The following is a 25,086-nucleotide window of genomic DNA, read 5'->3' as shown; positions in this document are numbered from 1 at the left end:
TATTATGTGGTTAACCATGATAGGTGATTACTTTGGAAAATCTCGATACCTTTTTGTCGGATCCTTTCAATCCAAACTTCGGTTTGATTAACACCTATTTGATAATGCTCAATTGCAACTTGTTGCAATATCCTGTGTTCATTTTGAATGGTAGTAGGCATTAATGCTGAGTCATCTGTGTTCACACATACCGCAACGGAACCCTTTCTGAGGCCAAAGCGGTTATACTTTTCACCGGCCTTGATCCACTCTTGTTCTGGTGGATCCCAGCGAAAAATGGGATGTTCATGATGATGATGGAATCGGCCAATATAAATATTTGAAGTTGGACATGCCTCAACCATGATTTCATCAGCGGCATACTTTTCCATTTGTAAATCTTGGATAGCCTCATATAACTCCAGCTCTGCTGCGGAAATAGAATCAAAATATATCCCTTGTTCCACGCCAAATGGCTCTTCCGCAGGTTTAGGAATGCAATGTACCATTACCGATTTTTGCTGATGTGGTGCAAGCACGTCCCTATCTACGTAGCTTTGCCAAAGCGCTAGCGCTTTTTTTGAACTGTTAACGGCTTCACCTTGCTCAAAGTCAACTGCCCAGCCTGGCTCCATCAAGTTGGTTTCGCGCACAGCGTACGGGCAATTTCTGCGTAGTTTCCACGCTTCATATAACGCTCTACAACTAAATTCGTCATCATAAAGTAACCCTGACCAGTATTGGATCTTTTCATTAAGTAGTTGCAGCACACCTGTAAATTGAGGAACTTGCTGAACAACTTCTAGGGCTTTTTGATAACACCACACGAGATTATCTAGATGCTCATCGATAGAGAGATAGGCAACTCGTTGTCGCTTTGCCCATTTACGGGGTAGCACACCTAGCGCCAGCGCATGTCCCAATCTATCCCCAGCTTGATAATCACAAAAGTACACCGCTTCATCAATTGCACGCAGCCCACTGAGGAGGTGGCTAAAGTCTTCACCAGCATGGACGGTTAAAAAAGGTCTCTGCATCCGGTTTGAAAATATCCCAGAGGCACTATATTTGGCCTGACGGAGTATTCGAAGTGCGGGAGCAAATACTTCTATCGGTAGCTCATTTTCATTGCCTGCTACGTCAAAGCCGCGAATGGCCTTGCGCAAGTCAAAAGTAAGCGGGCAAGTATTGTCAGCAATACCAAACTTTTTTATCTCGTAACTTGAAAAGGTCGTTGAGCATGCAAACGCTTGCAGCATGTTTACTTGTGCTTTTAATGCTTTTCTAATTTGTTCTTGGTATTTATCTGCTCTATTACCTGAGCGCGTAAAGTGCAACACAAAATGCACCTGTTCAGCTAAGGAAGATTCGTATAGTACCCTCAGTGCGTGGGTTAAGGACTCTGGATCGGCTGGGAATTGCTCAGTGCCTAGTAGTACTTGCGGTGTAGTCCTAAATTCACGATAAGTGTTTTGCATATCTGCACCGAGTGCATCTATCCCACTGTGACTTTGGTACGCAAGCGCTCGTTTACTGCGAGCCTGAAAGCGAGAGTGACTAACGAATTGACTTAAACCGACACCCGACACCACCATATAGTTTCGAAAGATAGCGCTAACACGAATAAAAGCATTGATGTGGTGACTAAGCGCTTTATCACAGTGTAATACCCCAAGACAGAAGAGTAGCCAGCGTTTTGACGATGGAGCAAAACGATTGTGTGCGGCAACAAAGTAGTGCTGTGTAACCAGATCGGCTTTATCTTGGTGTAAATATGGTAATACGTTGTGTATTTTGGCGATATCCTCGCTTGGGTCAAACTCACGCAAAGTGCAAGCCTGATAGTTAAAAGTGTGTTCAATCAAGGTGGTGCCTAATTGATGACACCACGCTGGTAGGTGTTGCTTTTTATATGCGCCGCTCTCAAACAAGGTGTATTCTGCTCGCCTCGGCCACACAATTTTGTCATCTAGGCGTTGGCCATAAAGTGCAAACCCCAATAGAGAAGGGCCGATATAGCCATGACCTCCCAAATGTACATGGTTGTCAGCATATGCTTTGTCATATCTGTCATTAGATAATGCGAAAGGACATTGAGTGTGAGTAATCGCGCTGATGACATCATGTTTGCTCACGCCATGGCGTGAGGATAAATCTTTATAAGCCTGTGCAATTACCCAGCTTGGGTCAAGCAGCGTTAATAATTCAAGCCATTGATCCAGCTTTTTGGGCTTAACTTCAAATCTATTTCCTTGCCACTGTAAATAATAGTCACTGAGGTGACTTAATACTTGCTCATAGTCTTCGTTGTCAAAAGTAACAAAGTTAAGCTTTAGCATATGATAAATGTCATCACTTCGAAGTGTATGGCGGGTATAGGCTTGGTAGTCTGATACCGCAGCAGTGAGCGCTTCTGTGGTGGGCTTTGTCGAGGTGCTCGATAGCAATGAGCCATGTTCAGAAGGAGAAGCGAGCAACCGATCAGATGTTAACGCAGCTGCGGCGACAATAGACTTATCTGATGCACAGATCATTCAATTGCTCCGGCGCTTCTTAGGGCTAGAATGACTTTCCCTTCAGAGCTTCTGCCAGATATTTCGCCTTTTTTAGTGTATAAATCGTTAGCTGTAGCGTACTCACGTACTGCTTCAAGTGAAAAGTCTGGATTGATGATGTGTGTTAGAACAAATGGCTCATTTTCAAGCATATACAGTTGCAGACTTTTAACATTGGGCTTTGCCCCCGTTTCCGCCTGATACCCTTTTAAAATCGCGTTTATAGCTTGGTCTATTTCTTTGTTATTTATAATAACTTTAGGATCTACAGGCTTAGTTTTATCTTGATCATTGTGGATAGAGTTAGGCTCTGTAGGTGCTTCTATTTCTGGATTATGTCTAGTGCTCTTTGAGTCTATAGACGCAGCTGACTTATTATCAGTCCTTGTCGCTCTACTACTTCTCACTGGCGAAAATGAGCTTTTTTCTGCACTTTTACTGGGTTTCCATGAACCTGTGTTATTCTCTGGATCTATATTCCAAGCCGTTTTGGCAGTTTTGGCAGTTTTGGTGTTAGCACTATTACTTTGTGTTTTACCTAATTTCAGTTGCGGTGTATCGGTAAATGCAAATAAAACGGGATGTTGCTCTAAGGCACGGCAGAAGTTAAGTGCAAGTACGGAGTGCTCACTCTCCTCAGCTTCCTTTTCTAGAAACGATTTATTACGACTTAATGTACGTTCCCTTCTCTCAAATTTCGCTCGGTCTCTGAAGATTATGTACTCACTAGAGATTGCGACGTTTGCAGGTATAGACTCCCCCTGAATACCAGCGGTGTAAGCTGAATTAACTAACATATAACTAAAGCGATTAACCAAGTCAGATAAATGCTCATCGTCATAGCGGTCTGATTTGAGTAAGTTTTGGTACTTAAATACCGCAAAAGCAGTGAAGGTTTTGTTAAACATATACGAGAGCAGCGCCACCAGAGCTTTACTGTCTAGTGTATTAAACGTATTTTCGTGTGCCTTTTGCCAGTTAGCAATTTGTATCGCCAGTATTTTTGCACTTAGCGTTTTATCTGAGTCCTCATCTAACTGCGCCTGCTCTTCTTCCGTTGACTCCTGATCGGTTGAACCAAATACAGGCTTGGTTTGATTGATACTAAAGATTGAATAAAACGGTACGCGGTTGAGTATGGCCGCTATATTGCGCTCCAGTATGGTTAACTCTGCTGTAGGCTTTAAACAGGAGTAAGCAATTAACTCAAAGGCTCGGCTAAAAAAGATAAATTGATAGGTATTAGCCATGGATGAGTAGACTTCACCGTGGGTATAAATATCTAACAATAATTGATGTAGTGGTATTTCGATAACCCCACGGTCTTCTGTTTCAATTAATCTGAACTCTGGATTGTCTTTCGCGTTAACTATGGCTTTTTGCGAAATAAATATTCTTTCGTCGTAAAACTCCAGCGGTGGCATACCTCTTAGCGTATGCGAGTTAGCTTTGAAGACTGAGTCTAAAATGGATTTGTTACCACTATAAGCGCGAGCTTGTTGTGTTAGTGGCTCAAGAACCGTTAATTGATTTTGATAAAAGTCTTTCTTTGCCCATGGGTATAATTCTTTATTAATTTGTTGTCTAGGATTAAAAGCCAATAATGTCTGAATATTAAACTCTTTACTATTATTTTGGTTGAGCAACGTTAGATAGGAGTCGGCATTTGTAAAGGCAACACCATTTTTTTTCTGCTCAGCCCAAATAATAAAGTTATTCCAAAGTGTATGAAGATCAGGCTTTATTGATTGGCTGAATGTTTGCGTATTATTAATATACCTAGGAGGAATTGAACGGATAAGTTGCACCAGCTCCCGTGAAGACTCCGGCTTTGGCCAATGATGCAGCGCTTCGTCATTATGACATAAGGGGTAAAAGGCCTGAAACAACAATTTTTCGTAGTCACCAACGGTTGTTTCTTGGAAATTCTCCTTACTTGAGCGCTCGGCTATCGTTAAGTTAGGTATTAAGCGGCTAATGGGCTGCAGTGAAATACGCATTTGATTGGGAAAGACCTTGGTTAGATACGCTGTTGTGAGCTCTTTTGCAACCGCCAACCCTTCCTCTGTTATTTCCTCGTTGTGTTTGTGTTTTTTATACGCCTTATCATCAAAATGTACGTGAGTCATATGTTCATATAAACGCATATCGCCACTGACAATAGGGATAATATAAGGACAACCTAATAATCTGCGGACGTCATCGACAACTTCAAACGCGCGATCCAATGCCATATCAACATCATCGATGGGTAGCACTAAGGCTTTACAACCAAGTATGTTGATCGCTATTTCAACAAATTGATGAAAAAAAGACTCTATATGTATACCAGATTTATATTGTTGGATTTTATCGATACCGGTATAGCCGTTAAATTCGCTAGACTTTCCTAGTGAATCTGCAAGTTTTTTTAACGCATAAGTAAACTTATTTTTGTCGTTTTGCTTTGTACTCGAGCATGCAAACTCTGTGTGTTTAAGGAGCTGTTTTTCTACTTCACTGTATATCTGCGCCACGACAACATTGGCGAAGGTGTCTTCATTAATCAGCATGGTGGGGTCAATGACATCAAGAAAATACAGTGATTTTTCATCTTCGCCAGTTGAATGAGCGCTTTCCCACATTGCTTTACTGTTTCTTAAAAATACCGTTTTGCCTGTCCCGCGCTGTCCTGATACCAAAATAGCATTGTGAGATAACCATGTTTTACTGCTCCCTTGCCTAAATGAGTGATACTCTTTTGCTTCACCTAAGCAATTTGTTAACCGACTCAGCAGCGCATTTTTTGCATCGTCTTGCCAAAACTCATCTAGATTATTGCCAGCAATATAGTCATCTCTGAACTCATTTTTATCTAAATTTAATTTATATTTTCTGCTCATGGTTTACTTCCTTAACCCTTTCAATGAACTTAATGCAGAGTCACCATAACGGATATAGTCGTTAACAATATCTTGATGCGTTTGTATTTCGTATTGCTCTATTAGTTTAAGTAGCTCTTCCATTGCCTTATCTCTAAAGATCACACCTGACTTATGGCGAGCGACAATCACATGCAGTCGCTCGGCGTAGAGCCTATTTCTCGACCAAGCACGGGTATAGCCAAATTTGCGATTTACAGAATAACTCACAATGAAAATGGTGGAGCCTAAAATAAAGTAGTAGGGAGCCAATGTTTTAAAATCGATAAAGATGAGCGTAGTGAGTGCAAGTATGGTAATTAGATAATAAAATTGATAGAAATCTTTTATTATAATTTTGATGTACGATTCATTTTTTCTTGCATTTTCTGCATTTTCTATGCTTCTAGAGCTTTTTCCATTCTGTGCTGCCATTTTAGCCGTTACTAGCGCTCTTACCCAAATAAGCATGAAGAAAAATGAAAACGCACAGATTAAAATAGCTGGCCACAAGCTTAAGAAACTATCTGCATCTAAGCCTATTATAGCGGTCTCGCCTATATCGCTGATGTTTTCAAAAGATGTACTCGAAAATACGTCAAGTGAAGATAAAAAGTAAATAAAACTTGGGATAATGAATATGGTGGAAGTGGCAGCCAGCCGACGAGTCAACTTGTGTAATTGGTGATATATAGCTATGCGTTTGCTGAATGTTTTGTAAGCTTCTTTGGCTAGTGCGTCAAAGTCAGTGGGCAAAGGTTGGTATTTAGCAGACATTTTTTTCTTCTAGTTTTGTTAGCGCGTGCGCTTAATTAACGGTATGGTGCGAAATGAGCGAGTAATAGATTGCAACAATGTAGTAACATATTATGTTGTAGAGTAATTAAAAGCAATACTATATGTCTGAGATATATGGAGAATTAGTAAGTTTTAATGGTAGTTGTATGTGCAAATGCGGTGTAAATCCAGCAGGTTTTTTCAGAGTCTCAGCTCAGTAAGCTGAGACTCGATGATACTAGCCTACTACATGACCACCGACTTGACCCAATTCGCTTCTGTAATTATCCAAACCTCAGGTTACTTAGAAAGAGAATTTCCTTCTACTTTATCCCCTAGATTATAAGTTGGCAGCAAAATAGGGTGATCTTTTCGGTTACTCGCAATGACGCCAGTGTTTGTTAGTTAGCCAGATTTAAAACCGAACAGCACTGCTTTTTTACCTTCAAATCAGCGAGTAAGAGTGCCTGAACGCCATTGCCAAAACGTGCGAACTGAGAGTAATACCAGCATAACTGCACAAGGTATCAAAGCTACGTTACCTCCTAGATGAAATCAATCAAGATCTTGCGGTCTACCCATATCGGACTGACTATAATCGCATACGCCTTTTGGATAAATTTGTTTAAGTGTGGTGAGTTGTGTTGAGATATCTACATCCCCGTAAACCCCTTTGGCAAGCGCCTCTTCAATCGATATTTTATGACACTTAAATATATCACCAGCCCAGTTTGCACCGGCTTGAATTCTGCTGGTAGAAAACATCGGATATCTGGCGGTACAGGTTCCTTGCGGCTGGTTATTCCAGATACCATTAAACACCGCTTTGCCGCTGTCGATGACTTGACCTTGTTCGTCGAAACACGTATCAGCAAGTGTCTTCGGTTTTGCTTCTGCAACAGATAAATTTGGCTGTGCTTTGAGGTTGAGTAACCATTCATCCATTTTTTCAAATGCGAGTTGAGTTGGATTAAATGCTTGATGTGCAACCCAAATCACTTGATTCTCTGGGTTTGAATCTGCGGCGGACATTCTCAATCGAGTATAAAATGAAGCAGACATATGATGCATATCTAGCTCATTCTCAAGATAATGTCTGGCGTCAATGATGGGAATATCAACTTTACCAATAAATACCTGTCCAGAGCGATATGCTTTTTCCATCGCCGCAAGGCTGCCGCTGTGCCTTGGTGCTATACCATTATCATCTGGCGTGGTGATATTATGATTGCCCCAAAGAGTGAGCCAAATAGGTACTTTGTGGCCAAACGGTAATACAATTTCTTCTTGTTGCATTTGGTTTTGGGGTTTCCATCCGCCTATTTTTTTGTTGAGATCAATAAATTCAGCCATCGTGATCTGCTGAGCCTTTAATGCTTCTAGTCCGTATTGAACGCCTTCGTTATCCCAAGTGCTTAACCCTAAGCCAGATTGGTCTGTGCCAAATACGTTGGCCATGTCCTGCCAGTAACTCCAGTTTGTTCTCTCTACTACCTCATCCTCAAAAAAGGCTCTTAAAAACCCTTGCCTCGGGTTATTAATAAAAGTAGATAATCCAAAGTAGCCATTAATACATTCACTATTGCCATCAGGAAAGGAGGGCACAAATCCTGACATTAATTGGTTGAGTGGTTGCAAAAAACCAGCCCTTTGCGGAAAGTCGTTAATTGCATTCATGCCTTCAATATGACGGCGGCGGGTCCAATCACGCCATGCTTTTCTGTCATTAGCTCTAAAAGTAAAGTAGTTATTTAGTAAATCACAATCTAACGCGTAAGTGGTTTGGGTGATCATATCAGGGTAACTATAAAGTGGAATAAGGCCATCTAAGATCCCTTGGCTATTTTGTGCAATCAAATATTGTGCGAGTCCACCGCCAGAGCCGCCAATTCCGACCGTATAGAGCGGATCTCCGTACAAACTCGTGAATTGCTTTTTCACCCGTCTTGCGGTGTCTTCGGCCAGTAACATGTTGTAGGTGTAGCTAGTTTTATTGCCACTAGAGCTTATAACAGCGTAGCCAAGCTTTAACTGCTCAAGCTGTCTATCTATCACACGCTCCGGTTTTTGCCTGCCTTGTCTAAAGCCAATCCCAGAACCACCATTAAATTGGTAGATAAGTCGGTTATTCCATTGAGACTTTGCCTGTCTATCACCCATTTCGCCAACTGTGATTGGCATTACTATGGTGTAAATGAAGCGATTTATGGTGCCTTGCTCAACGCGTAACAGCAAGTTTGTGTCTATCGTTTTATTTCCCTTGTCTAACGGCTTGATTTGATTGTCAGAGGTTATTTCAAAGTAGCGTAACCGTGTTTTTGCCATGCAATCTTTACTAAAACCAAGTACCTGGTTTGATTGCTCATCCATTACCGGCACACCGAGTCCCGCGTGGTTATCTATCTCTGGCTGACCAAGACCTGAGTCCAGGGTCATACAGTAAAAAGGATATTGGTTAGGGCCAGAGTATAGGTTGGTATTAGGACCAATACTTCCTATTGCAATCGGAAATACGAAGGTATCGACGGGCCTTGTAACTTTTGAAATATGCGGATAAAACTCAAGAATAAGGTTACCTTCGCTGTTTGCTATTTTTTCTACGCTGTATATTTCTTCTTGCTCACTCGTTAGCCAAAACCAATAACCACAAGCGCCAAGAATAATCAAAGATAATAATGCGGTAAGCCAAGAAAATAAGGATTTCATATGAGCTCCTTCGAGTGCTAGGCAAAAGGATAAACGGATATTATAAGTGTAGGACTAGATCATCCTAGTGTGGTTATTTGTTTGTTATTTGAACATGAAATTATTGCGTTAGGAATTAAAAATCATCGCCTAAGTATTTAATCTCAATAGCTTTAATTCTTTTTTCCGGAATTTTTTCTAAGAGCGCCTCGATACGCTTCGCCATCGCTTGGTTAGCGATGTTGTACCCCATAAATTGCTGCTCAGCATGAAATGGACGTGGTAGAAAAGTGACTTCAAGTTGATGGCGGCGGATCATCTCTAAAGCCCACACTTTATCGACTAAAATTGCATCAACTCTGTTGTTATTGAGTACGCTAAAAAACTTTTTGCCGTCATCATGATTTTGCTCATAAAAGGAACGTCTTACAATGGCTGCGTTGATTTTTTTCAGCCCTTGTACTGCCGCTTCCGGGTAGCTGTAATCCTCTGAGATCATGACTCTTGGGGCGGCAAGTTGATAAAAGTCATCAGGGCTGCTGAAGCGACCTTGTTTTACCGCAAGAGAAAGCAGCCAGGTGGTGAATGACACATCAATAATTGGAAAACCATCGGCCTCATCTACATGTAAGGTAAAATCAAATGTACCATCGGCAACGCCTGCTAAACAGCGACGATAAGGAAGTTCATGAAATGTCACTCGATAGGGAGTGCCAATAAGTGCTGATTTAATTATATCAACCTCTATGCCTCGAACTTGTTTTTGCTCGTTAACAAAGCTATAAGGCCACCACCGTTCAAAGCAAATATGTACCGCACGACTATCCGTTTTTGCCAGCGCGTTGGTACCAAGTAGGGCGAGTAGCAATAAGAGAACAATGTGCATCGGTGCGTTTATCCTAAATTACCTTCTCTAAGCGTAATGATAGATTGGAAAAAGCGCAACAAAAGAACATATTATGGGCGTTTCTAAGATAATTAGGCGCTTAATTTAGTGAGCTATTTTGAGGCGAGAAAATCTTGTCGATTACACCGCTACCACATGCTCACGCCAAGGTATCGACGTCCATGTCGGTAAGGCGAAGAATTTTTCTATTTAGTTGTTATAAAAGAAATTTCTAATGCCGCTAGTGTCAGATTTGTACTTTCAAAATTGAGCTGGTATTAAGACAAATTGTTATTAATACTTGTATATTTTTATGTAACCGTAACTCCGAAGTTCAGAAGCATCAATGATTGGCTTGCCAGATCATTGTCATTACCTAAGAAAGCAATTCAAATAATCTTTCTAATAGAAATGATTATCATATGAGTTATTTTTTGTGTTGCTGAAATTTTAACGTTCGTTATAATCTTAACCAGCCCTTAATTTTATATTTTTATGTGAAACGGAGTTTTACTTTGCTAAGTGTGTCTTTTGTTGTTCTTTTAAGTGTTGCAATTATTCTGATTTATAGCACCAATAAAAATCAGCGCTTGCTGAAGCAACGTTTGCCGAATAGTGCCAGAATCGGCGGATATGTTTTATTAGCGAGCGGCGTGATTTTAGCATTGCAGCTTTTTTCAGGTGCAGCGGTCGTATTTGGTTGGCTTATCGGTGTCATGGTGCTTACCGCGCTTATTCCCTTCACCATTTTAATACTTTTTAGGAAATCACAATGAGTCGGTTGTCGCAAGCCGAAAAGGTTCAACCCGATTGGTTAGGTAAAACGCTAGCAGGCATTATTTTAGGCCTAGCGTTGAGTTTTGGTCTAGTTGGCCTTTTCGCTTGGCTTGGTAGCGACGGCCTAACTCAAACTATAAGTGTCGAGAAGCACAGTTGGCGCACCCAGTTCAATATGTGGATGGTTTCACCTATTTGGTTGTTAATTTTAAGCTTTGTATTTATGTTTAAAAATTATAAACAAGCAGTACTTTGGTTGGGTGGGGCGAATATCGTTGTGTATGTATTATTGTATTTTGTAAGAGGGATGGCATGAAGATCCGCGCTGATATTTTAAGGATTTACCAGAGCGTTCATACTTGGACGGGGATCACCACAGGATTGCTGCTGTTTATCGGATTCTTTGCCGGTGCTATTACGATGTTTGCAAGCAGTATCGATAAATGGGCGACTCCCCCATCTCATCAATTGTCGCAAGTAGAAACCACCCAGTACGATGAGTTGCTCCGACGTGCTTTCGTACAATATCCAGAGTCACAAAACGGGATTAGAGTCAGTTTTGAGGAAGGACAATCTCCCATTACGTGGTACCAACAAGGTAATGCGAGAGGGTTAAGCTTAGATAAGCAGCTATGGCATGGCACCTTGAATGAGTCCGGTGAGCTTGAAGCCCACACCAGCTATATCAATGAGCTGTCGTCATTGGTTGATTACCTTCACCGCAGCGCAGGTATTGCGGGTGAAATCGGTCATGACCAAGCTGGAGTTTATGTACTTGGAGTAGCTGCAATCTTGTATTTCGTAGCATTGGTATCAGGGGTGATCTTCTTATTGCCAACCCTAGTGAAGAGCTTCTTTGCGTTAAGAGACAAAAAAGGGGCTAGCCGTTTTTGGTTAGACACGCATAACTTAATTGGGATCACCAGCCTACCGTTTCATATTATTATCGCGATTACAGTGATCGTATTCGCATTTCATGATTTCTTATACGATGGTCTAGGCAAACTTTACGGTGATAAACCACTATTTGGGCGTGAAGCGCCGTCAGCGGTTGAGTTTAAAGTTGAGAACTTACCCAGCATTGAAGAAATCATGGAAAAGGCACGTGCTTATGCACCTGAACATCAAATTAAAGAAATTACCCTCAGTCGCTTAAATAGCAAAGGACCTTCAGCTTCTATACAACTCGTAAGCGATGAGCACTTAATGCGCGGACCTAAAACTGACTTCTTGTTTATGAATCCTTATACGTTTGAGATTTCTACAAGCAGTGTCATGAATGGCGATCAAGGTATCTGGGGGGCGGTGGTTACCACGTTATTCGGTCTTCACTTTGGGAGTTACGGTGGTGAATTTGGACGCTGGGCTTATTTTATTATGGGGATTTTAGGTGCAGTGCTGTTTTATACCGGTAACTTATTGTGGCTTGAGAAGCGCCGTAAGCAAAAACAGCCAGAGCAATCAAAATCAAGCCGAGTGATGGGTAAATTAACTATTGGCGTGGCAATGGGCTCATTATTGGGTGTAGCCGCGGCGTTTGCCCTAACAAAATGGACAGCGTTGACCACAATAAACATCAATGTTGTGTATATGTGGGTCTATTATCTGTGTTTTGGGTTTACCTTGATTGCGGCATTCGTTATCGGTATGAGTAAAACGGCAATTTGGTCACAAAGGGCGATTGCCATTTTGTGCTTCTCGTTGCCACTGACTTCAGTCATTGCGTTTGCAATCCCAAGTCTTGGCATTTGGCCAGCGACAGCTTGGCCTTCTATTGGTTTGGAGTTAACTGCTATGATCCTAGGTGTTATTTTTTGGCGAATGGCAGATAAGACAAAGCATAGAGCTTACTATGGCGAAGCCAACAGCATTTGGTTTATTGGTCAGCATAAAACCGAATGTGAATTACAAACGCAGTCTGTATAAAAAACACGTAGAAAGGGGCTGGTAGCTCCTTTTTACTTACAAAGTGTCATCTATTTTTTTCAAATCTGTTATCCTACTCGTTTTGCAATTCTCTACGGAAAAATTATGGAGCTTACAGCCTGGTTAAGTCTTGCTGCTATTTGTGCTTTTGGTGCGATGTCACCAGGCCCAAGTTTAGCGGTTGTCTTGCGTTATAGCCTATTTCATAGTGCCAAACACGGTATTGTCGCAAGCCTTGCGCATGGTTTGGGAGTTGGAATTTATGCCAGCCTAGCAATTTTAGGGTTGTCAGGGCTTATTCATCAATTTCCGATTGTATACCAATTTTTGGTTTACGGTGGTGCAGCCTACTTGGCATGGATGGGGATAAAAATCTTAATGAGTAAGAGCCAAGGGTTGGCGGTATCACAGTCTCAAGCAGCAACGTCGTATGCCAAAGCTGCGCAGGATGGTTTTGCAATTGCATTTTTGAATCCGAAGTTAGCTATTTTCTTCGTTGCGCTCTTTTCGCAGTTTATCGACCCAGAAAAGATGACATTAACGGTAGGTTTTATCATGTGTATCACCGTGCTAACGATAGATGCGCTGTGGTATTTTATTGTCTCAATTTTGAGTGCTTCAGCAAGAGATAAATTCGATTTAACGGCCAAACGTGCTGTGATTGATAAAATACTGGGCTGTGCCTTTTTACTACTCGCCATGCGAGTGATTTACCAATCCTTGTAGCCATTGTAAGCACTTCTTGGTCGGCGCTCTATCTTTGCGCCCATCAGGGATGATCGCATAATATGCATAGGGAGCGGGGATCGCCAGTTCGCGCTTATCAAGCTGAACTAATCGACCACTAGAAATTTCTCTAGTAGCCAGTTTAGGCTCAACTAGGCCAATTGCATTCTCATCTTGTATATACTGGATCACTTGTGTCATTTCATCGAACGAAATTTGTTCAAAACTGCTGAGCTCGTTGTTGGTGATGCTTTCGTACCAAGTTGACCAACTAGGCCACTCTAAAGAACCGACGCGACACTTAACTGAACACAACAAAAATTGAGGAAATGTTTTAGGATTTTCCAACAAGGCTTGATGCTGTTGCCAAAAAGCCTTGCTGCAGACGGCGATAAGGCTGGTACTCATCAATTTTTTTATTTCAACAGCTCCTTCCAACACACCATCACAAAAGCGTATCGCAATATCAAAGTCGCTCTGTACCAATGGTCGTATTTTATCCGAAATATCGATTTCAATGTCGATATCAGGGTTTGATGATTTAAAACGAGCTAAATTAGGTAACAGTAGTTGAGTGGCAAAGCGCGTACTGGCGGTAATGCGTAATGTTTTATTACCTTGGTTGAGCTGCTTTGCTTGCGCTATTGCCGAGTGCATTTGTGTAAGCGACTTAGAAGCTTGTTGGCAAATGAGTTGCCCTTCTTTGGTCACTTCAAGACCTCCACTTTGTCGTGTAAATAACAAAAAACCAAGTCGACTTTCAAGTTGTCTAACTTGGTAGCTCACGGCTGCAGGTGTAAGTCCAAGTTCTTCTGCTACTTTTGAAAAGTTGTTAAGCCGCAAGCTTGCATCTAAGATTTGTAAGAGAGAACCACTTAAGTACTTCATTTAATACCCTGCAAATTAAATTTGTAGTGTTTGAAAAAACTATTCGTTTTTCAAAACCCCCTAGTTTCGAGAGAATAATACCACACAGAGGTATTTGGACTAGTGAAATGAAAGATAAGTTTTCTACTTTTATCAATGGTAATGTAGTGAAAATAGAGGAGTTAGAAAATCTGGCATTTGCAGGGCATGCACATTTTACTGCAATGCAAATGCGAGAATATGGAGTAAAAGGATTTGAGTTTCATATTGCAAGGTTACGGCAAGCTTCACAAAAAATATTTTCAATGGAGTTGAAAGAGACTGATGTGGTAGAGCAGCTACAAGCTGCGGTAAAGGAAGCCCCAAAGGATGGCTCAATCTTAATCACGGTATTTAGTTCAGATGGTGAATTTACGCAAAAATCAAAAGATGCGGATCTCAATATTATGATTAAAACAAGTGCTGCATATGATGGTCCAGCGGGGACGATGAGCCTTAAATCTTATGATTATCAGCGCCCACTTGCTGACATTAAACATGTAGGTGAAATCGCAAAAACTTATTTTTTGCGTGAAGCAAACAAAGCTGGGTTTGACGACGCACTTTTCGTTCATGACAATCGAGTATTGGAAGGCAGTATTTGGAATCTTGTTGGCTGGGATGGCGAAGGGTTAGTATGGCCAAAAGGAGCCAAATTACACGGTACTATGATGCAAACAATAGAAGCAATGGCGCATCAAACCGGTATAAAGCAAAGAAGTGTTGATATTTCAATCAGTGAAATAGCTCAGCTAGAGGGGCTTGCACTGCTCAACTCTTGGACACCCTGTGTTCCGGTTGCTGCGCTTGATGGTATACAGCTAAATCTAAACCAAGACTTTTATACATTACTACGAACGTTACACGATAAGGCGCCTGTGACTAGCTTGGTCTAACTAATCTAACCCTTTGCGCTGTATGTAGTTATGAAGAATAAATGCTTTGAGTTTTTCGTTATCGGTTTTATTCATTGCAAAGGATACGGCGAGCTCCAATGGGCTTGCCACTTTTATTGAGTGGACGTTTGCGAACAGTGGAATAGGGTCGGCAAGATATAATTTAGCGATCCGACTGATCACATTAATTTGGATTGCATTTGCTTGGTAGGGAAAAGTATTAATCAGTCCACCGGATTGGGATATGGAGACCATGTTAAACGGCATCATTTGAGGGGACAATCTAAACCTGACCGGCGTTGATGGGCAGGTACGCCAGCTTCGCGGTGCACTAGAGTTAGCGGCTTCCACAATATTAGGTGCTTCTAAGTTGTTGTCTAAAATCTCCATCAATGCCGATAGGTCGCTAAGTGGAAACTCGACCTGCTCGTTGGCATTTTTGGCAACGAGACTAAACTGAGAACTATTTGAAATACTCGCAAGTAACTTTTTAATCTCACTGTGCGTTTGCTGTTTTTGATCCCTAGCTTCCGGCAATAGCGAGCCTGTAACGCGATTACCGGCTAGGGTTCGGTTAATGAATTGTAATTCTTCCTTCGTTAATTTCATGATTAAGCACATCCATTGGGTGGTTGATATTTATACAGCAAGGTTTATACCAAATTCCGCTTTTGTTGCTATTGCGGCGTTTCTTTTTTAAGTACGGCTTTGCAATTTGTTCAGCAGTAGACTTGTTGCCATTTAGCCTTCAAATAGGGCAACCTAACGTACCTAAGCGGCAATGAATTGCCCATGAAGCTGTACGAGTTATTTAAGAAAATGAAATATTTCCGTGTTCAGTGGCTATTGATATCAATTCATCGGCTGATTGTTGAAAATATTTATTTGGAATAATGCTTGCAAAGGTCTAGCACCGAGATTGTTTTTTAGACTTGCCCAATGCCAACGCTTTTAACTGGACATCAAGTATCGCTGATTGAGCCTACTTCACTGAACTTTTCACCTGTAGAGCGAGAGAAATTAGTGATCCCGAGCGCTCATAATCAGCTTACAGCAAATGACAATCACCTTGCTGCTGGTGGGGGACGTGCTCACACCTTTAAACAAAACTTTATGAATGCCATGAGCAGTAGCTCGTCTAGCGAAACGTCGCAACATGACAAAAATGAAGCGTTACTGCAGTTCCAATTTGCGGATCACGAAGTTCTATTCGACCTTACAAGCATCGCCTCTCAAGATGAGGCTGCTTACGAAAAGCTCCGAGCCTTGTTGGCTGATATGATGACAAGGCCTGTAAAGGTTGATATCAGCAGTAAAGATCAAGCGCAGCAATTACTGTTTAAAAATTTAGAGCTAGATTTTTTAGCGTACAAGGAGCTCTCTGAGCGGCTGGAAATGTTAGCAAAGCTTGACCATGAAACTGAAAGTCAAAAAGCATTGGCGCAGCAAGATAGAGATCGCATTCGTGCAGTAATTGCAAGTTTACATGCACGCCTAGAGAAGGGCCAAGAGGCGTTACTTGGTGGAACAACATTAAAAGCGTTGGATGTAAATCGCAAAGATTTTGAGCTTGAATTAGATAGCCTGTTTACCAGTGTTGGCTTTGATTCGGATATGCCAGTAACTGGCGCGACTTGATTGCCGTGACCATTATTGTTTGCTGGGATTTGCACTTTTTACCAGGTATAAAATGTAGTAGCCCATACCCGAATCTAACCGTTTAAAAAGAACGGGGCTAGTCTTTACTGACATGCGCTTTGTGGGAAAAAAGACGGTCGTCAACGTTACTTTTGTTCCACAAAGCGCACGTTCCACTAACTCATTTATGCCCCAAAATAAGCTAGAAAATTTTGCTCAAAGGGCTTACAACACCGTTTGCGCCTTGCTGTAAAACATGGGTATAAATCTGAGTGGTTTTAACGTCTGAATGGCCTAACTGAGCTTGTACTGTTCTAATATCTGCCCCACTTTGTAACAGGTGTGTAGCAAAAGAGTGGCGAAAAGTGTGGGGCGTTATCGGTTTTGTTATTTGTGCTTTTTTGGCTGCCTCTTTAACCGCTTTACGTACTCCTGTTTGATGAAAATGATGTCGGCGGATCTCCCCAGTTTCAGGATCTGCACTTAACTTATATGAGGGAAATAGATACTGCCAAGCAATTGACTTATTGGCGCTAGGATATTTTCTTGCTAGTGCGTTTGGCATCCAAACACCTGCATATCGTTCATTCTGGGAATCTAATTTTAAGTATTCATCAGCCTGAGCAATTTGATTTCTTAGCAAAGGTATAAGCTCTGTGGCGAGAGTAACCACCCGATGTTTATTCCCTTTTCCATTCCAGATCCGAATGCACTTGTAGTCAAAGTCAATGTCCTGAACTCGTAGTTGAACAGCTTCCATTACACGTAAGCCGCTACCATACATTAAGCCTGAAATTAAATAATATCGTTTACTTAAAAACGACATGAGACGTTTAACCTCCTCGGGGGTCATAACAATTGGCAACTTAGATTGGCGCTTGCTTCTGATAAACGTTAGATTGGGGCACAAATCCTGTTTAATTATTTGCTTATACAGAAAAGATAATGCATTTAACGCTGTCGCTTGTGTTTTAGGCGACACATTACGTTTAAGTACAAGGTAGTCGAGATATTCGACAACCTCGTTATCGCCCATTGAAGCTGGGTGACGCTTATCATGAAAATGAATATAGGAAGAAATCCACTTAAGATATGTATCAACGGTTCTGAGCGAATATTGCTTAGTCAGCATAAACTCTGCGATGTGGTTTAAAAATGGTGAACGAGTTCTCATTGAGCTAGCCCCAACTAATTGCTGTATTTATATACAGTATTGTTGTGTTTCTTCTATAGTCAAGAAAACGACCCACTGGGTCGTTTTCATCCTTTTCATAATGATGAAAAATATATCTGTAGCAACAAGTTAGTTATTGTGATAGAACTGGTACAATGAGAATAATGACCCATGACTCGGTAGATAAACGACCCATTGGGTCGATATTAAATTGTTATAAGCCAATGGAGATTAAGGTGTGGACTTGAAGGATGTAACTAAAAACCAACATTTTGTTCCTCAAGTAGAGCAAAGGCTTAATGCAATTAATCCATTAGCTAAAGAAGAAAATCAAAAGATTTACTCATTCAGCCTAGATGGTCGAGAATCTTATGCAATAAATCTAGACTCAGAGAAAGGCTTCAAAATATCAAACACTCTAAGCCTAAACGATATATTTAGCTTTGATGTTCTAGAAAAAGAGGCTGCACGATATAACTTTGAAAACCTATTTCATCAATATGAAGCTAGCATCAAAACAAATACAGAAAGTCTAATTTCAAAACTGCCAACCGCTGGAGTAGATATAAAGTCCGAAATATTAAATATTTTCCTTTCCAAATTTCTTAATTTTGTTAGAAATCCATACTCAATTAAAAAAGTACTAAATACCTTTCCTCAGCTTAGAAACGTTCATCCAACTGATCCCGTTCATTATAATAACTTTGAGCGTGTACTGAACGGAAGAAAGCCACAACAGGCATATCTTTGTAAGCAGTTGGAAGTAACCGAAGAAGAGTATGCGGACTGGCTGTCTGTAATATTTCTTTTATTAACTCCGTTGGAGAAAGGCCAACCAAATTTTCTAGAGCAAGTTGTAAAAGGGCTATATGAAAATCCAGATTCATTCATCATGGTACTCATATATACCTACGATGATAAAACCTGCCTCCTTTCTGATAGAGGTTATAGTATCCCTCTCCCTGAAAATGACCATATGGCATGGGATTTCAATCTATATTCTCGTGGCTTTATAAGGTATGTCTTTGGAAACTTAGATCTACTTGCTCCAACAACCGCTCCTAAGGAGCTCTTAGAAAAGTTCAAGGCAAGGCCTAAATCAATTGATGTACACAATATAGTCAATGATTTGAACGCACTTGAGCAATACAATAAACATGTAGTGTATCAGTGCAATAAAAATGTATTTAATTCTAGCTCTGAGTGCTATGGCTTATAACAAGTTGCTGCACTCGGAAAAATTACTCGCTACGCTCCTAATTTTCCGGTGAGCAAGGCGTTGAGGCTGTAGGATTACTCTTTTCAGGTACTGGATTGTTGGTTTTGGATTGACTATTTCTTAACCTTGAATCGAGTTGGTTACTGTGATCTAATAGCTATTATTCACCCACGGTAATCTGTTATGGCCAACTATAAGCCAGACTTATCCCGCCAAAATAAATTCATTCCAATCAATTTCGCTGAGCAAATTTTGCCGGGAACCTTTGAATATGCGCTTTGTTATATTGTCGGAAATAAGCTTGACTTGTCGGGCTTTGACGCTTGGTATAACAACGACAAAACAGGCGCTGCGGCGTATCCGCCCACGGTGATGTTAAAGATAATTTTACTTGGTTATGCTCATGGATTAATTAGTAGCCGCCGAATAGCCAAGGCTTGTGAGAACAATATTCTGTTCATGAGTGTGTCAGGGGATCTTCAGCCGCATTACACATCAATAGCAAGTTTCGTGGCCAAAATGCACGAGCAGATTGAACCGCTATTTACGCAAGTGCTGATGATATGTGATGAAGAAGGCTTGATAGGACGCAACATGTTTGCCATTGATGGGTGCAAATTGAAGTCCAACGCAAGTAAAGAGTGGAGCGGTACATTCGATGAGCTAGGCCGTAAAAAAGCCAAATTAGAACGCGCAAGCAAACGCATAATTGAGCGCCATCAAGCGCAAGATGGCTTAAGTGAAGAGCTGGTCACTCAAGACTTAAAGCAAAAAGAAAAGCTAGATAAAAGTGCAGATAAAATCACCGCGTTCTTAGCTACTCACGAAGAGAAAACAGGCAGTAAAGGTAAGCCGGTTAAAAGTAATATTACCGACCCAGACAGCGCGAAAATGACCACGTCAAAAGACACAATTCAAGGCTATAACGGGATAGCGATAAACGATGAGAAACATCAAATTATACTACAAGCACAGGCATGGGGCTCGGTGGGCGAGCAACAAACACTGCAGCCAGCCGTTGAGCAATTAAAACGACAACTTGAAAAACTGAACAGTGATAAATTCTCTCACAAACAGGCCATTAAATTTACCGCAGACAGTGGATTTAATAGTGAAGCGAACCTTGAATTCATGGCGCAAAGTGGCTTTGATACTTACATAGCTGATAACCAATTTAGAAAACGCAACCCACTGTTTAAAGAGAGCGAAACCTACGAAACAGAGCAAGAAAAGCGCCGATTAAAACGCAGTAAATGCAAGCCACGCTTATTTACCTCAGACGACTTCCATTATGATGAAGCAACACAAACCTGCCACTGCCCCGCAGGGAACGAGATGTGGCGAAGCGGTATCAATGTAAAAAGCTACAACCAAGAATACACGCGATTCTGTGGTTACTTAAAAGATTGCAAAGTATGCCCACTACAACAGCAGTGCATGCGAAAGCCACCGATAAAAACAGGCCGACAAGTACAGTTTAAGAGTGATGAGTCTCGCAAAAAAATCAGTTACATCGACAAAATGAAAGTAAAAATAGACAGCCCAATAGGACGACGACAATACAGCAAACGACTTGGTTGTATCGAACCAGTATTCGGCAACATCACGGTGAATAAAGGGATGAATAAGCTCACATTACGCGGCCAAGTAAAAGTCAATGCTCAATGGCAGCTATACTGCCTTGTTCACAATATCGAAAAGTTACGAGAAAGGGTGTCGTAAGCTAAGAACAACCTGACCTAACAGCTCCGAAACGCCTCTCAAACCACAACAAACCAGCTTAAAAAAACGCCCTAAAATAACAACTCACACCCAACTAAACGATTGAATCAAAATAGGAACTCAGTTATCGTTTGTTGATTACAAAAGCAAATTTGAAACGAGTTATTCTACAGGCTCGTTATACGGCAAGGTGAACATATTGAGATTTCTGTTATTACTAATAATGTTGATAAGTCCCTGTGTTGAAGCTAATCAAGAGGATTGTGCTACAGATAAACTATTTGATGGGAAGCTATTTGAGCTTGAATTAAGTTGGGGCAGATATGGTATATATAAGGCTGTATATAAGTTTTGCTACTCTGAACAAAGCCACTTGTTTTACGAACTATATGAGCCAGTGGCTATAGATTCTATATCAGAGACTTTTATGAAATATAGTAAATCTGCAATATTACCGGATAGCTTGGCAAATAAAATTAAGACGCAGTATGAGCTGGCGGTTCTTAGACTAAACAATGATACAGTGATTGGCTTTCATGGCTCAAAATGGTGTTTTAAACCTAAGAGCGGTCTAAATTACGGTCAATATTGTTACTGGACTCCGACTTATAACAGTAAACAACGAGGCTTAGACCACTTGGTGGAATTAAAAAAACTAGTCAGTAACATTTTTGAAGAGTAGCCGTATAACAAACTAATTAAACAGTGGACGCAAAACAGCAGGCTTGCGCTCATTCTTCGCTTAGTCTAGCCTGCTATTTTTCGCCGTTTATTAAGGCGTTATATTTCTCTATGCATTTGAGTAAATCGGACAAACTGTTCTACGAATTGATAATTTGGCCTTACATTGGTGTTTTTGTAGGTATCGCCTCAATTATGTTTGCTGGCCTGCATGGGCTGGAACTTTACCTTCCGTATACTTTAAGCTTAGGTGCTTTAGTTGGTGTTGTCAGAGCTCTCGGAATTGGTATTGGCTTCATAAAATTTGAGTTTAAAGAAGTTAGTCGTATTAAAGTTTACTCATACAGAACTGCACTAATTTTTATGTACGGCTTAGCTATCTATAGTGTTGCCTTGCCAAGGTATATATATTAGAAATATAACAAGGCCATTATGGCAGTTGGACGCAAAACGCTTGGCTTGCCCTCCTTCGTCGCTAAGTTTAGCCAAGCATTTGTGCGCCCCATATGGCGGCGTTAGGTGATATCGGACCTTCGAATGAACTATTTTAAGAAATCTATTTTACTTGCACTATTTATCTCGCCTATTGCACTATCCGAAGTCAGTCATTTTGAGAGAGTGTCGGGATATTTAAACTTCTTCATCGGCCCAAGCGGTGAAGATGACCAAAGTATTCAAGACTCCATTCAAGTATCTGAGTGTGTAGCTAAGAAGGCAAAAGACTCATGGTCTGAAAAGCACTTTAATGATTTTGATGTAGAGCTTTCAGGCTTTATAGATAAGATCGAGTCTGAAATGGCAGACCCTCAGGCGCTTATGCTGAAAGGGCCATCGCGACCAAGCGAGAAACTACAAAAAGAGTTGAAGTCACTACTGCCCTTCGTAGAGTATTGTGAATCTAAAGTTGGGGCAGAAGTAGAATTCTAGCACCTAACAAAGCTATGCACCGGAACAGCAGTCCTTCGTTGTAATTTATGCACTACGCTGCCGCTCCGTTAACATAAATTACAACTACAGCCCGCTGTCCAGTGATAGCGGCGTTAGACATTCAATTGAGTAATGATGTTAAAAACTGGAACTTATATTTTATTCTACGTTCTTTTTGCTGACTATGTTGGTGGAGTTTTCTTAGTAGGTCGTAACAATAGTACGATTTTAATGGATAGTACGGCTATGGGATTTACTGTTGTGCAAGTAGTAATATTTCTTGCTGCAATATTTACTCTTTATAAGGTTCAAGATATTGAAGCCGGTTATTGTAAGTAAATTAACTATTCTGATAAATTCAAAGCTAGGATTTTAATAAAATATGTAGGTATTTGGCTCGCAATAGCGCTATTTATAGATTTATTATTCGCCATACTTTTTGGTTCTGAATTTTGGGCTGACATTAACCCTTTTGATAGTTGGCTTGTTTTTTGTTTCGTATATATAGTTTATAAATTTTCCAGTTCCTTGCAGGTAAGTTTTAATTACCAAGACGAAAGCATGAAGTGCCATAGGTTAGGTCTATTAACCTCTTCAATCATGAAGTTTAAGAAAGTAGATTTAACTGATAATCAATTAGTCATCACCTCCGGTGATGAAGGGAAATACTTTTTTCATTTAGATAGATTTACATTAACAAATCGAGAGCGGCTGGTTAGCAATTGTTTAAAAATGTCTAACAAGGCGCCAAACTAGGACAAAGTTAAATAAGCTCTTCGCTTCGCTCGATTTTAGCTTATTTAATTTTTCCTGTTAGCTATACAGGGAGAGTTATTTGAAATCTGATTATTTGCTTCGAGTAGGGGAAGAAATCGGTATCGTTAAAGATAATCATCGATTGCTTATAATTGTTGCACATTCATTCGTTGAAATGATGGTGAAAACTCTAATCGATCACCATAACCCGGGATTAAAATTATCAAACCATCATAAACGATTGGAAAAATTGAGAAAAGAAAAAGTTATCGATGAATTTCAATTTAAACTATATGACTGGTTTCGTGAGCTGCGTAACGAGGCTGTGCATACGCCAATTTTTCGCCTACAAGATTCATGCTTTAATGGCTTAATAGGTCTTGTTAGAAAAGAGCAATTAGGTTTAAACAATTTTCATAATTTTTCTATTAAATTAATAGCAGAGCTTTGGAATAAAAATTTAGATGTACTTGGTAGTAAATATCTGAGCAAGTATAGCTAATCGGGTAGCCGAGGGTATCTAGCCCTCAGCCCGCACAACACCCTGCATGCGGGGCCGCACAGGGCGTTTCATCTAACAGAACACCCGTTTGGGTAATGCACTTTTATCCATCCTCTTTGAGTGAAAGCAAAAATAAGCGACACCCATAAAATAAGCGACACCCATCACTATTAACATCAAAGCTGAGGAGGTGAAGTAAAAAAAGTATGAAAGCACAGCAGTCACTTTGTCCAAAAACGTTTATCGATTGGTTGTTTTTTAGCACTCAAGCGTATCTCTACACTAAAACAGGGTTATCGTGCACGACAACGCGCTGCAAATACAGCAGTAAGAAATTCTAGAGTTGAGAATGTGAGTTTTGCTAAGCCAACAAGCGCTCGCAGTTTGTTAGGTTTGTTCGTCGTCGTTTTTGCAGTGTTTCGCAGTAAGCGGTTATTGTCCGCTCTCGACCAACTGCACCGTGGAATACCCGTGAAAATTGCGTAGTAAGTTTTATCCAGTTCTCAGGTTCTATATTGAGTCGAGTGAGAATAGGCTGAGACTCAAAGATATAACCGTGTTTATCGGCGCGAATACATTGGCCTGTGAGTTCAACTAATTCAATATAGGATTTGAGTTCAAAAGGCAGACCTTTTGGCATATGTTTTCGTGGGCTGCCAGCAAAGCGTAGTAGGCTTTTTGGTTGTTTTCCCAGCTTCGCATGGTCGATGCGTTTTTTGATGCTGGTGTAGTCTGAGGTTTCAGGCGTTGCGGCGATTTTGGCTCTAATGGGGTTTAAGTCTACGTAAGCGAGACAAGCGACCAACGCCGCCTCGTCCAGTAATGCTTGGGATTTGAATCGTCCTTCCCAAAACCGGCCTGTACAATTATCTTCTTTATTTGCTCGCCGGGCGATGTCTTCGTTAAGCACTCGCATAAACCAGCTAATATCTGCGAGTCTTTCTCTGTACTTATCAACCAGCTCATCGAGTATCAATTGCTCCGACTCATTCAGTGGCTCATCTTCAATAAACTTTTGGCTTATCCAATTACCTTTAAATAACTTGTGCCATCGTATCACAGTCGCTTTATCCGACAGACGCTTAGCCTTTGTATCATCAACATATAAAACAATGTGAGTGTGATTATTCATCACGGCGTAAGCACAAACATCAATACAAAACACAGACCCCAACATCAATAGCTTTTCTTCAACCCAATCCCGGCGGTGTTCGTATGATTTGCCAGTAAATTTATCTTCACCGCACAGAAAGGCGCGCCTTACGCAGCGGGAGATACAGTGGTAGTATTTGGTGTCGGTTAGACTGATTTGTCTTTTACGGGCAGTTGCCATAGTTTGGTTTCCTCAATCCTTTGAGTGCAGAGTTAAAGCTTAGGCGGTATCTTAGGAAGGTGCAAATTAGTGGTGGGTGTCAGCGATTTAGTAGCTTCAGCGATTTAGTAGCTTAGGAGTA

The 25,086-nt window shown here is 40.8% G+C and carries 21 protein-coding genes; 12 read left to right on the top strand and 9 right to left on the bottom strand.

All coding sequences use genetic code 11. The features are described 5' to 3' along the window. Positions 1–2 precede the first annotated feature (2 nt). The 5 genes from rdrB to GSF04_RS01355 form a co-directional block, all read right to left on the bottom strand. Entirely contained in the window at positions 3–2,513 is a 2,511-nt protein-coding gene (gene rdrB / locus GSF04_RS01375) for an antiviral RADAR system adenosine deaminase RdrB (RefSeq protein ID WP_211857230.1), read from the bottom strand. After that, positions 2,510–5,416 (bottom strand): antiviral RADAR system adenosine triphosphatase RdrA, encoded by a 2,907-nt coding sequence (rdrA, locus tag GSF04_RS01370; protein ID WP_211857228.1) that lies wholly within the window; start codon positions 5,414–5,416, stop codon positions 2,510–2,512. Before rdrA ends, rdrB begins: the two co-directional genes overlap by 4 nt. A 3-nt stretch (positions 5,417–5,419) precedes the next feature. Further along, positions 5,420–6,211 carry a hypothetical protein gene (locus GSF04_RS01365; RefSeq protein ID WP_211857226.1) on the bottom strand — a complete coding sequence of 264 codons (792 nt, stop codon included), beginning with the start codon at positions 6,209–6,211 and terminating at the stop codon, positions 5,420–5,422. 555 nt (positions 6,212–6,766) lie between these two features. Continuing rightward, positions 6,767–8,917: a DUF6351 family protein gene (locus tag GSF04_RS01360; RefSeq protein ID WP_211857225.1), complete on the bottom strand. Its 2,151-nt coding sequence runs from the start codon at positions 8,915–8,917 to the stop codon at positions 6,767–6,769. A gap of 115 nt (positions 8,918–9,032) precedes the next feature. Next, positions 9,033–9,782, bottom strand: a complete 750-nt coding sequence (locus GSF04_RS01355; protein WP_130127350.1) for a transporter substrate-binding domain-containing protein — start codon at positions 9,780–9,782, stop codon at positions 9,033–9,035. Between the two features lie 524 nt (positions 9,783–10,306). On the opposite strand from GSF04_RS01355, the gene GSF04_RS01350 reads away from it, so the two are divergent. The 4 genes from GSF04_RS01350 to GSF04_RS01335 all read left to right on the top strand — a co-directional run bounded on the left by GSF04_RS01350 (position 10,307) and on the right by GSF04_RS01335 (position 13,211). Further along, positions 10,307–10,558 carry a hypothetical protein gene (locus tag GSF04_RS01350; protein WP_249122378.1) on the top strand — a complete coding sequence of 84 codons (252 nt, stop codon included), beginning with the start codon at positions 10,307–10,309 and terminating at the stop codon, positions 10,556–10,558. Continuing rightward, positions 10,555–10,875 (top strand): hypothetical protein, encoded by a 321-nt coding sequence (locus GSF04_RS01345; protein WP_010377819.1) that lies wholly within the window; start codon positions 10,555–10,557, stop codon positions 10,873–10,875. The genes GSF04_RS01350 and GSF04_RS01345 overlap by 4 nt, the downstream gene beginning before the upstream one ends. Then, a complete protein-coding gene (locus GSF04_RS01340; protein ID WP_211857221.1) occupies positions 10,872–12,485 on the top strand; it encodes a PepSY-associated TM helix domain-containing protein in 1,614 nt (537 codons plus the stop codon). Before GSF04_RS01345 ends, GSF04_RS01340 begins: the two co-directional genes overlap by 4 nt. 105 nt (positions 12,486–12,590) lie before the next feature. Then, positions 12,591–13,211 (top strand): LysE family translocator, encoded by a 621-nt coding sequence (locus GSF04_RS01335; RefSeq protein ID WP_039494952.1) that lies wholly within the window; start codon positions 12,591–12,593, stop codon positions 13,209–13,211. On the opposite strand, the gene GSF04_RS01330 is transcribed toward GSF04_RS01335, so the two are convergent. Then, positions 13,176–14,099, bottom strand: coding sequence for a LysR family transcriptional regulator (locus GSF04_RS01330; protein WP_211857219.1), 924 nt, complete (start codon positions 14,097–14,099; stop codon positions 13,176–13,178). The genes GSF04_RS01335 and GSF04_RS01330 overlap by 36 nt on opposite strands. Before the next feature lie 107 nt (positions 14,100–14,206). Between GSF04_RS01330 and GSF04_RS01325 the strand changes: the two genes are divergently transcribed. Next, entirely contained in the window at positions 14,207–15,013 is an 807-nt protein-coding gene (locus GSF04_RS01325; RefSeq protein WP_211857217.1) for an aminotransferase class IV, read from the top strand. On the opposite strand, the gene GSF04_RS01320 is transcribed toward GSF04_RS01325, so the two are convergent. Next, entirely contained in the window at positions 15,014–15,622 is a 609-nt protein-coding gene (locus tag GSF04_RS01320) for a hypothetical protein (RefSeq protein WP_039494960.1), read from the bottom strand. Positions 15,623–15,952: 330 nt separating this feature from the next. Here GSF04_RS01320 and GSF04_RS01315 point away from each other — a divergent pair, with 330 nt between their 5' ends. Next, a complete protein-coding gene (locus GSF04_RS01315; RefSeq protein WP_211857215.1) occupies positions 15,953–16,651 on the top strand; it encodes a hypothetical protein in 699 nt (232 codons plus the stop codon). 202 nt (positions 16,652–16,853) lie between these two features. On the opposite strand, the gene GSF04_RS01310 is transcribed toward GSF04_RS01315, so the two are convergent. Next, entirely contained in the window at positions 16,854–17,825 is a 972-nt protein-coding gene (locus tag GSF04_RS01310; RefSeq protein WP_130165411.1) for an integron integrase, read from the bottom strand. Positions 17,826–18,063: 238 nt separating this feature from the next. Between GSF04_RS01310 and GSF04_RS01305 the strand changes: the two genes are divergently transcribed. The 6 genes from GSF04_RS01305 (at position 18,064) to GSF04_RS01280 (ending at position 23,632) form a co-directional block, all read left to right on the top strand. Continuing rightward, the gene (locus tag GSF04_RS01305; protein ID WP_211857214.1) at positions 18,064–19,044 is read left to right on the top strand and encodes a hypothetical protein; all 981 of its coding nucleotides are present in this window, start codon (positions 18,064–18,066) and stop codon (positions 19,042–19,044) included. 183 nt (positions 19,045–19,227) lie between these two features. After that, positions 19,228–20,766, top strand: a complete 1,539-nt coding sequence (locus GSF04_RS01300) for a transposase (RefSeq protein WP_211857213.1) — start codon at positions 19,228–19,230, stop codon at positions 20,764–20,766. A 199-nt stretch (positions 20,767–20,965) separates the two neighbouring features. Continuing rightward, positions 20,966–21,448: a hypothetical protein gene (locus tag GSF04_RS01295; RefSeq protein ID WP_211857212.1), complete on the top strand. Its 483-nt coding sequence runs from the start codon at positions 20,966–20,968 to the stop codon at positions 21,446–21,448. A 536-nt stretch (positions 21,449–21,984) separates the two neighbouring features. Then, positions 21,985–22,374: a hypothetical protein gene (locus GSF04_RS01290; protein ID WP_211857211.1), complete on the top strand. Its 390-nt coding sequence runs from the start codon at positions 21,985–21,987 to the stop codon at positions 22,372–22,374. A gap of 132 nt (positions 22,375–22,506) precedes the next feature. Next, positions 22,507–22,713: a hypothetical protein gene (locus tag GSF04_RS23205; protein WP_249122356.1), complete on the top strand. Its 207-nt coding sequence runs from the start codon at positions 22,507–22,509 to the stop codon at positions 22,711–22,713. Positions 22,714–23,209: 496 nt separating this feature from the next. Further along, positions 23,210–23,632 carry a hypothetical protein gene (locus GSF04_RS01280; protein WP_211857210.1) on the top strand — a complete coding sequence of 141 codons (423 nt, stop codon included), beginning with the start codon at positions 23,210–23,212 and terminating at the stop codon, positions 23,630–23,632. 361 nt (positions 23,633–23,993) lie between these two features. Here GSF04_RS01280 and GSF04_RS01275 read toward each other — a convergent pair whose 3' ends face one another. Continuing rightward, entirely contained in the window at positions 23,994–24,965 is a 972-nt protein-coding gene (locus GSF04_RS01275; RefSeq protein WP_211857209.1) for a transposase, read from the bottom strand. Between the last annotated feature and the right edge of the window lie 121 nt (positions 24,966–25,086).

It is taken from the genome of Pseudoalteromonas sp. A22 (assembly GCF_018141345.1).
Classification (GTDB): Bacteria; Pseudomonadota; Gammaproteobacteria; order Enterobacterales; family Alteromonadaceae; genus Pseudoalteromonas; species Pseudoalteromonas maricaloris.
This window is presented reverse-complemented; position numbering and strand designations above follow the sequence as displayed.

Bases quoted from the DNA above. Each gene is read 5' to 3' on its own strand.
- GSF04_RS01310 (WP_130165411.1), bottom strand. From the start codon at position 17,825: ATGAGAACTCGTTCACCATTTTTAAACCACATCGCAGAGTTTATGCTG.
- GSF04_RS01320 (WP_039494960.1), bottom strand. From the start codon at position 15,622: ATGAAATTAACGAAGGAAGAATTACAATTCATTAACCGAACCCTAGCC.
- GSF04_RS01365 (WP_211857226.1), bottom strand. From the start codon at position 6,211: ATGTCTGCTAAATACCAACCTTTGCCCACTGACTTTGACGCACTAGCC.
- rdrA (WP_211857228.1), bottom strand. From the start codon at position 5,416: ATGAGCAGAAAATATAAATTAAATTTAGATAAAAATGAGTTCAGAGAT.
- GSF04_RS01300 (WP_211857213.1), top strand. From the start codon at position 19,228: ATGGCCAACTATAAGCCAGACTTATCCCGCCAAAATAAATTCATTCCA.
- GSF04_RS01330 (WP_211857219.1), bottom strand. From the start codon at position 14,099: ATGAAGTACTTAAGTGGTTCTCTCTTACAAATCTTAGATGCAAGCTTG.
- GSF04_RS01360 (WP_211857225.1), bottom strand. From the start codon at position 8,917: ATGAAATCCTTATTTTCTTGGCTTACCGCATTATTATCTTTGATTATT.
- GSF04_RS01355 (WP_130127350.1), bottom strand. From the start codon at position 9,782: ATGCACATTGTTCTCTTATTGCTACTCGCCCTACTTGGTACCAACGCG.
- GSF04_RS01290 (WP_211857211.1), top strand. From the start codon at position 21,985: ATGAACTATTTTAAGAAATCTATTTTACTTGCACTATTTATCTCGCCT.
- rdrB (WP_211857230.1), bottom strand. From the start codon at position 2,513: ATGATCTGTGCATCAGATAAGTCTATTGTCGCCGCAGCTGCGTTAACA.
- GSF04_RS23205 (WP_249122356.1), top strand. From the start codon at position 22,507: ATGATGTTAAAAACTGGAACTTATATTTTATTCTACGTTCTTTTTGCT.
- GSF04_RS01275 (WP_211857209.1), bottom strand. From the start codon at position 24,965: ATGGCAACTGCCCGTAAAAGACAAATCAGTCTAACCGACACCAAATAC.
- GSF04_RS01335 (WP_039494952.1), top strand. From the start codon at position 12,591: ATGGAGCTTACAGCCTGGTTAAGTCTTGCTGCTATTTGTGCTTTTGGT.
- GSF04_RS01325 (WP_211857217.1), top strand. From the start codon at position 14,207: ATGAAAGATAAGTTTTCTACTTTTATCAATGGTAATGTAGTGAAAATA.
- GSF04_RS01340 (WP_211857221.1), top strand. From the start codon at position 10,872: ATGAAGATCCGCGCTGATATTTTAAGGATTTACCAGAGCGTTCATACT.
- GSF04_RS01345 (WP_010377819.1), top strand. From the start codon at position 10,555: ATGAGTCGGTTGTCGCAAGCCGAAAAGGTTCAACCCGATTGGTTAGGT.
- GSF04_RS01315 (WP_211857215.1), top strand. From the start codon at position 15,953: ATGCCAACGCTTTTAACTGGACATCAAGTATCGCTGATTGAGCCTACT.